Raw genomic sequence first — 7523 nt, forward strand, 5'->3', positions numbered from 1 at the left:
GGCACCAATGACTTAGCCGGTTCCGGACGGTTCTCGACCTCGGCTGAGCCCACACCCGCAGCCCACTTTCCCGTTCTGTGCCCGTTCCGTTCCGTGCGATTCCCGATCGTGCCAGCGCGGCAAAAAGGAGCGCGCTCAGCCTGCCCATCAGGTTCGCCGCTCGTGTGCTGACCGCGTGAGGGTCAGGCGGTTGGCTTTCCGCCGATAGTAGGCCACGGTCTCGGGGCTCTGGTTCGTTGCCGCCTGGATCTCGGCGTCGGACCATCCCGCCTCGGCAAGCCGGATGATCGCGAGCTTCCGGAGGCCGTGCAGAGAGTAGGGCTTCGCCTTGGGCCCGAGGCCCGTTCGCCATTTTCGGAACGGGCGCTCCACCGCGTCGTATCCCAGCGGCTCGCGCAGGTTTTTTGCCAGCACGTGCGCACCGCGCTTCGGCAGGGTGTCGAGGTATGCGCGCAGACCATCCGGACAGTGCACGTCGAACCGCTCGTCCTGCTTCTCGTCCAGGACCGTCATGCGGTCGGCCTTGAAGTCTTCCCACTTCATCTCGATGGCCGCGCTCGGGCGTTGTCCGCTGCCCATGATCAGTTCCGCGGTGGTCCGCACGTTCTCGGGTGCGTCGATCAGCTTCTCGACCATCCACTCGGGCCACGGCTCGAACGGGTTCTGGACGCCGTAGAGGTCGATCCCCGTGGCCGGGTTGTCGCCGAGGGGCCAGTCGGCCTTGAGCTTGCCGTAGTTCCAGAGCAGCGACACGATCTGGATGCGCCAATCCGCCTTGCGCGGTGTGTCGGCCAGAGCGGCATGCACCTTTCGAAGGCCCTGCCTCGTGGTCTTGCGCACGTCCTTCCCTGCGTTCTTTATGAGCAGGGCGTCCATCTCGCGCCGGTAGCTGCGCTTGGTGCCGTCCGCGAGCTTGCTCTGAACGCGAGGATCAGTCCGCCACGCTACCACCAGTGCCTTCCAGGTGTAGGCGCTCGGCGTCTGCTGGCGCTCGTGCCTGCCGGTCTGGCACTCCCAGTAGAGCGCGTCCAGGCGCTCCGGATCGCCCTGCCAGTCCAGCCGGATGGTTCGCTCTTTCCGCTGGCCATCGACCGTCTTCGTCATCCGGTAGACCGGCACCCACTTCCCGAACCATTTCCAGGCGAGGCGAGGCTTCGTGATCCGGGGCTTCGGTGGTCTCACGCTTCAATGTCCTCGTCGTCGGGCCATGCGGTATCGCCGTCGATGATGGCCTGAATGTCCGACGTGCGCCAACGGTCATGAGGACCGACCTTGCGCGGCCTGGGCATCACGCCGAGCGCCACAAGCCGCCGGAATTCGGCCGCGGGCATGTCCAGCATGGCCGCAGCGGTCGTGTCCTTCACGGCAAGCGGGCGCACGTCAGCCATCTGTCACGCTCCTACCTCGTCTCGACCGACCGAAGCGGCCGGTTGGCGATCTCGAGCAGCACGTCGGCGTGGCACGGCTGATCCAGAGGGCACCAGCAGGCCAGGTCCTTGCCGCGCAGCTCGCGGATGATTTCGGCGCTGTAGGAACAGGCCCACATGCTGAACTTGCGACGGAACAGGTCGACGGCTTACTGACGATCCTTGATCGTCCTGTGGCCGCCGGCGTCCGTCATGACGCCGTCTCCGACCCGGTAGGAGTTTCCCCATTTCGTCGGCCTGGCCACGATCACCGCATCGGGGTGGTCTTTCCGCCAGGGCCGGTCGCGCCGCATCTGCACTCTCTTCGGCATCTCTCAGGCTCCCTTTCCCGTCGGCGTCAATAAGCCCGCGGCGATCATGTTGAGACCGGCGATGCCGTAGTTTCCCACCGCAAGCTGAACCGCAGCAGCCGCGAGATTGGCCCAGAACAGGACTTTCCGCATCTGTCAGGCTCCTACTCGGAAGGTTCGTCATCGAAGAGCAGTGCAATCGGGCCGAAGCACCACATGACGCCGACGGGACTGCCATCGGTGTATGTCGGCTCCCATTTCCCGATGCGCCAAGTGCGCGGGTCCGGGAAGAACGCTATTCCCCAGCTCATGTCGGGCGCTCCCGTTCGGTTGCAGTGAAAAGATCGTGGGTCCTTGGTGCTTCCGGCTGCGGTCTTCCGCGCGGCAGCATCCAGCGGGCCGGCTCCGGGAACTGGTCGGTGCGGCGCGATTGCCAGTCGAAGTATCCCAAGGCGCCATTCACGGCGACCGGGGCGACCGGCTTCGGGTTGCGTAGGACCAGTCCGCGAGGACCGAAGAACCACGGCGAGGCGCTCTCCCGCACGACGTCGACCACCTCGACGGTGCCGATAACGGCGCCTCGCCAGAGATCGTATGGGGGCGGGCAGGTCACGCCGATCGACGCCATGAAATCCGCGGCGTCCTCGTATTCCTGCTGCGTCATGCCCTTGGCCGCGTGCAGCACGATTTCACCGCAGACGGAGAGGCCATGGTTCACCGCCTGCCAGCTCCGGTTCTCGATGTCCTTCCCGGCGAACATGATTGCCCAGGCCCAAGGCTGGCGGACGGAAAGTGCTTTCTCGGGGAGCATCAGCGTCTCCTTTCCCGGATTTTCATCGCGAGCTCGCGCATGGTGATCTCGACCGCACCCGCTGCGACGGCTGCTGCGCGCTTGGACATCGCGATGTCGAAGTGTTCCCCTGCGGTCCCGGCCTTCTGGATCCAGCGGCGCGACACCCCGATCCGGTCCGCCATCGCGAGCAGCTCGTCAGTGCTGTCCGCGATCATGTGGCACATCTTCATCCGGCCAAACCGGCCGAGCGGCAGCAGGTGCATGTCGTCGACGTAGACGGTCATCGTGCGCACCAGATTGCAGCGGCTTCGGCCGAGGCGACGCGGTCGACCCGCCCAATCGCCCACGCCCGCCATTCGGCGTTCGGCGCCTCGCCCTCGAGGAGCGCGTCGCAACCGAGGCCTGCGCCGATCAGGATCGCAGCAGCTTTCGCCGCGCGGTCAGCGCCATGTGTTCGCACGACGTGCGGCGCGTGCTTCTCCGGACTCTCGACGAGCCCACACGTGAAGGCCGGGAAGCGCATCTCGAGCGCCGGGCAGCGTCCGCCCGGACCGAATACCAGCCTGCCGAGCGGGCACCTCTGATCCGCGCAGCAGCCGCCACATCCGTTGCATGGACTTCCGTGCGGTGGCTTGGTCAGCATGCGATCACCTCCTTTCACGCTCTGCGGCAGGGGGCGCACGCGCTGCAGGTCGTGTCCCAGCACTCCCGCCAGTCCTCGTCGCTTCTAGGGCGATACGGCACGCGTTCGGTCATGCCGGCACCTCGTCCCAGGTGCGGCCGTCGAGTTGGCGGCCGGCGGCGCGCTTGCCAAGATCTTCCAGCAGGTATGACCAATGGTGATCTTGTGCGGCGATCCATCCGGGATCGCCCCAGAGCGTTGTTGTTTCATAGAGCTTGCCGGGCGCCCATTCCGGTCGCCTCTCGCGAGTTGCGCCGGGCTTCCAGCGGCCCCATTGTTTGAAGAAAAAGGGCACGCCCGCGGCGGTGCATTGGTCGCGCAGGGACCGCGCCCAGTCCGGGTGCATGGGCCGCGCGCCCGGGCCGCTCTCGCCGCCGGCGATCACCCAGTCGAGGCCGCGCCGGCAGCACGAACACGTTCCGGGCTCGTGGCACCAGTCTCCGTCGATCGACACACACTGTCCGGCCGCACCAGAGGGATGGAGCCACTGGTGCAGGTCCACCGGCCCCAGCAGCGGCTCCGCGCTCACGAACCGGACCGCGGCCGGCGTTGCCAGCAGGTGCGGCACCCGCTCGTCGGCCCGCCGCTGATCCTCGGCCGAGACGCCCAGCCAAACGTTCGGCAGGGGGATCTCGAGTTCTTCTGGGCTTCCGCCGAGCTTCTCGGTCGCGTCAAAGATCCGAAAGATCGGACCGAGGCCAGAGGTCAGATACTCCCGCATCCGCTCGGCGCGTTTCGTCAGCACCTGGAACTTGTGCTGCGGGGAGAGGGCCATGACCGCAAACACCCGGTCGATCACCTCGTCGGGCACTGCCTCGTGGAAAAGGTCTGACATCGAGTTGACGAAATAGGTGGTCGGCTTCCGGCGACGCAGCGGCTCCATCAGCACGATCTCGCGCGCGACGCCGATCTTCCCGGTCCAGACCGGCCCGCCGCGCGACATTTCCGTGGTGCCGGCGTAGTGCGGCGTCGAGGGGTTCGCCGCGAGCCGGTGCGCCATCCGCATCGCGTAGCAGTTGGTGCAGCCGGGCGAGACGACGCTGCACCCCGCAATCGGGTTCCATGTGCGCTCCGTCCACTCGATCTTGGAGATACCGGACATCACGCCATCTCCCCGCATCCGCGGCCGATCTCGCCGGTGCTGTCCGGCTCGACGAAATCGCGCCAGTGCACCCAGCCCTTCGGGCAGTGGAAGCCCCAGTCGCGAACCTTCGGCCCGGTGATGAACAGCGTCTCGGCCGGCGCGCCGTCGATCAGCTCCAGGCGGTGCGAGAAGTCCGGGCCCCGATAGACGCACTCGCCGGCGCGGATCACCCTCGGTCCATTCGGCGTGATCTCGCGCATCTGGCCCTTCATCATGATCGAGAAGCTCGGCCACGGATGATCGTGCAGGGCCCGGTCATCGTCGTCGCGCATGACGACATGGTAGTAGATGTTGAACGTCTCGTTCCTGGGCAGAACGAACCAGCGGAGCATATACGGTCGGTCCGGCGTGCCGATCACGAAATCCGGTTCGCGGTCCGGGCGCATGCCGACCAGCGGGATGGGAATATCGAGCGCGTGCGTCATGCTGCGGCGTCCTTCTGTTTCGCGTAGCTGCCCCATTGGTCCGCCCATGCGGCGGCCATCCCGGGGAACGTCTTGCTGCGGATCTTCCACCGGTCAGGGCCCGGCGGTGCTCGGTGGATCGCGGCCCATCGCCTGTATTCGTCTGTACCGCGGGCTGGCGGTGTGAGGCGGTTCGTCTCGGTGAGCTCTGGCAAGTTGCGGAGATAGAGGCCCGTCGCCTTGAATACGGCGTCGCCGAACCACCACGGCTGCACGATCTGCGGGCGGGGCAGGTAGGGCATCGCCTCCCGCGCGTGGATATTCATTTCCGGGTTCTCTACCGCGACGTGCGGAATCGGCGCGTTGAAGCACGCCTCGAAGACTGCGACGCCTTCCTTGAACTCGGCGATCATGCTCTCGTGGGTCCGCCCCTTCGGCAATTTTTTCGGAGGCGTCTTGCCCGGCCCGTAGAGCCATCGCTGCCCGCTCCGGCAGAGCCGGGTGCATGGCGGGTTCGAGACAATCAGCAGGTCCCAGCCCCACGTCAGCACGGTCCGAATGTCGTCCTGGATGTGCCGGTTGGTCGGCCTGTCGGCCGGCAGGATGTCGCACTGCCATGCGTCGTGCCCGCGGGCGAGAAAGGCGTCGAGAGCGACGCAGCTCGTGGCGCAACCGATGAGCACGCGAAGGGCTTTCATGCCTCTACCTCCTGCTCGAGGATCATCCGCGCGAGCTGCTTGATGCGGCTCTCGTCGATGGGTGTGGCTTCCCCCATGCCGCCGTAGGGGTTGAGGATGCCGTGCGACTGAGACGCCTTGAGACCGAGGGTGGCCATGATGGCCGGGTCCGATCCGCCGTCGACGTGCAGGAAATGCGCGGTGACCGGCCGCGGCTGCCCGCGGCGGTGCAGCCGGCCGGTGAATTGCACATGGACCTGCGGCGACCAGTCGAGCTCGGCATAGACCACATGCGCGGCGCGGTGCTGCAAGCCGTCGAGACCGGCCCCGGCGCGCAGCGACATCAGCATGATGTTCGTGTCGCCGTCGATGAACGCTTGCCGCGCCTTCCTCTTGGCCGCCGCGGATTCCGAGCCGGTAAACATGACTGGCCTGAGATCGGCCAGCCGCTCGCGCATGATGTCGTAGACCTCGCGGTGCCAGGCGCCGACGAGCACGGCTTCGCCCGCCTCGGCCAGCGTCCGGACATAGGCCGCTGCCGCGCGGGCTTTTGCGACACCGGTCTCGTGTCGCATCATCAGGTTCAGCTCGCGCGCAGCCGCCCCGCTCTCGTGGAACGATCCGCCGAGCACGCGGAGCGCAAGCTTGCGCTGCAACTCGTGGTCGGTCTGCACCGCGCCGTCGTCCCAATCGACCTCGATCACGGTCTTGGACAGGCCGGGGAGGGTGGAGGCGACCTCGGCATCCTCGTTCGTCCGCCGGATCGCGATGCCTTCCTCCTGGAGGTAGGCCCCAAGCGCCTCGGGCTCCCTGACGATCCAGTGCGACCCGTGCTGGCTGCACCAGTTTGTCAGGAATTCCGGCCACGATCCGAGCGCGCCGGGCGCGATGTACTCGACGACGTTGAAGATCTCGGAGCCGTAGTTGTAGATCGGCGTCGCCGTCAGCCCGAGCCGATATTCGACCGCCGCGCAGACCGACGCTGCGGCGCGGCCCTTGTCCGTTGTGCGCCCGTGCCGCAGCTCCTGAATCTCGTCGAAGATCGCCGTCCTGATCCCCAACGGCTCGACCATGTCGACCCACGCGGAGATGTTCGAGTAGCGGAACACGTAGACGTCGGCGACCTGCAGCGCGCGCGCGTTGCGGTCCTTCACCTCGACCGCGCGCAGGTGCGTGAAGCGCTCGATGTACTCGACCACCCACTGCGCAGACAGGTGTGGCTGCACCACGACCGCGGCCGGCAGGCCCCAGCCATCCGCGATCGCTGCGAGCGCCGAGACGGTCTTTCCGAGCCCGACATCGTCGAGCAGCAGCAGACGGCCCGTGGTGCGCAGCAGGTCGGCAGCGCGCCGCTGGTAGGCCATCGGCGCCTCGCCTTCCTTGAAGCCGCCGAGCAGCGGGGGGATGTATTCAGCGCTGCGGATTTCCTCGATCCGCGCCTGGCTCGAACGGTAGGTCTGCACGCTGCTCGAGAGCTGCGCCTCGATCGGATCGCTCATGGTCAGCGGGTAGCGCTGCATGAACCATTCGAGGTCGGCCGCGACGTCTGGCCGGTCGCGCAGGAAGAAGGGCGGAACCGACCCGGATGGGATGCCGCGGAACACGTCCTTGAACCGCATCGAGACGTGCGGCTTGAGGTCCGTCACGATCCAGCCGGGGACGTCGCCGCGGTGGCCAAAGGTCAGGCGCCCGTTCATAGCCACCCCCGCGACAGGTCGGCGACGACGAGCGGGACGCCATCCACATCCCGGATGTTCTTCGGAAACGCGGTTCCCGTGGCGAGAACCAATGCCTTGATGCAGTCGTGCTGAGCGTAGCGGAGAAGTTGCTTCCAGATGGCGCGGCGGGGGTGCCCCACCTTGATCTCCACGCCCACGGCTCCGCAGAGCACGTCGATGCGGTTTGCCTCTGACAGGCGCACCTCGCTCTGGAACTCGATGCCCGCTGCTGCCAGCGCTGCCAGGATGTCACGATGGGCGGTGCCTTCACTCGTGAGATTGATCCTGGCTGCCGCGATCGTCGTGGCGATCCGGCGGGCGTAGAGCGATGGGTGCTCGGAGATCGCCGCGGTGGTCATCAGGACATCCCGAGCGCGGCCTTGTACAT

At 66.8% G+C, this 7523-nt stretch carries 12 protein-coding genes; all 12 read right to left on the minus strand.

Going from position 1 to position 7523, the window contains the following annotated elements; genetic code table 11:
• Positions 1–147: 147 nt before the first annotated feature.
• The gene (locus RISW2_RS22185; protein WP_156943969.1) at positions 148–1104 is read right to left on the minus strand and encodes a tyrosine-type recombinase/integrase; all 957 of its coding nucleotides are present in this window, start codon (positions 1102–1104) and stop codon (positions 148–150) included.
• 74 nt (positions 1105–1178) lie between these two features.
• Positions 1179–1388: a hypothetical protein gene (locus RISW2_RS22190; protein WP_043775362.1), complete on the minus strand. Its 210-nt coding sequence runs from the start codon at positions 1386–1388 to the stop codon at positions 1179–1181.
• Between the two features lie 11 nt (positions 1389–1399).
• Entirely contained in the window at positions 1400–1546 is a 147-nt protein-coding gene (locus RISW2_RS25745) for a DUF4326 domain-containing protein (protein ID WP_244437714.1), read from the minus strand.
• Positions 1547–1741: 195 nt separating this feature from the next.
• Positions 1742–1870 carry a hypothetical protein gene (locus tag RISW2_RS25850; RefSeq protein ID WP_280113191.1) on the minus strand — a complete coding sequence of 43 codons (129 nt, stop codon included), beginning with the start codon at positions 1868–1870 and terminating at the stop codon, positions 1742–1744.
• A gap of 154 nt (positions 1871–2024) precedes the next feature.
• Entirely contained in the window at positions 2025–2528 is a 504-nt protein-coding gene (locus tag RISW2_RS22195; protein ID WP_051492328.1) for an ASCH domain-containing protein, read from the minus strand.
• Positions 2528–2794: a DUF4031 domain-containing protein gene (locus RISW2_RS22200; protein ID WP_043775365.1), complete on the minus strand. Its 267-nt coding sequence runs from the start codon at positions 2792–2794 to the stop codon at positions 2528–2530. Before RISW2_RS22200 ends, RISW2_RS22195 begins: the two co-directional genes overlap by 1 nt.
• On the minus strand, positions 2791–3153 hold the full coding sequence (locus RISW2_RS24380) for a hypothetical protein (protein WP_211238741.1): 363 nt from the start codon (positions 3151–3153) through the stop codon (positions 2791–2793). Before RISW2_RS24380 ends, RISW2_RS22200 begins: the two co-directional genes overlap by 4 nt.
• Before the next feature lie 109 nt (positions 3154–3262).
• Positions 3263–4294 (minus strand): DUF5131 family protein, encoded by a 1032-nt coding sequence (locus RISW2_RS22205; RefSeq protein WP_043775367.1) that lies wholly within the window; start codon positions 4292–4294, stop codon positions 3263–3265.
• Positions 4294–4761 (minus strand): hypothetical protein, encoded by a 468-nt coding sequence (locus RISW2_RS22210; protein WP_051492331.1) that lies wholly within the window; start codon positions 4759–4761, stop codon positions 4294–4296. The genes RISW2_RS22205 and RISW2_RS22210 overlap by 1 nt, the downstream gene beginning before the upstream one ends.
• Positions 4758–5438, minus strand: coding sequence for a hypothetical protein (locus tag RISW2_RS22215; RefSeq protein WP_043775369.1), 681 nt, complete (start codon positions 5436–5438; stop codon positions 4758–4760). The genes RISW2_RS22210 and RISW2_RS22215 overlap by 4 nt, the downstream gene beginning before the upstream one ends.
• Complete coding sequence (locus RISW2_RS22220; protein ID WP_051492333.1) at positions 5435–7114, minus strand: SNF2-related protein; 1680 nt, start codon at positions 7112–7114, stop codon at positions 5435–5437. Before RISW2_RS22220 ends, RISW2_RS22215 begins: the two co-directional genes overlap by 4 nt.
• Positions 7111–7523 (minus strand): hypothetical protein (locus RISW2_RS22225; protein WP_211238742.1); only part of this gene is annotated, 413 nt, incomplete at its 5' end. The genes RISW2_RS22220 and RISW2_RS22225, both read right to left, overlap by 4 nt.

The sequence above is a fragment of the Roseivivax isoporae LMG 25204 genome (genome assembly GCF_000521865.1).
Classification (GTDB): domain Bacteria; phylum Pseudomonadota; class Alphaproteobacteria; order Rhodobacterales; family Rhodobacteraceae; genus Roseivivax; species Roseivivax isoporae.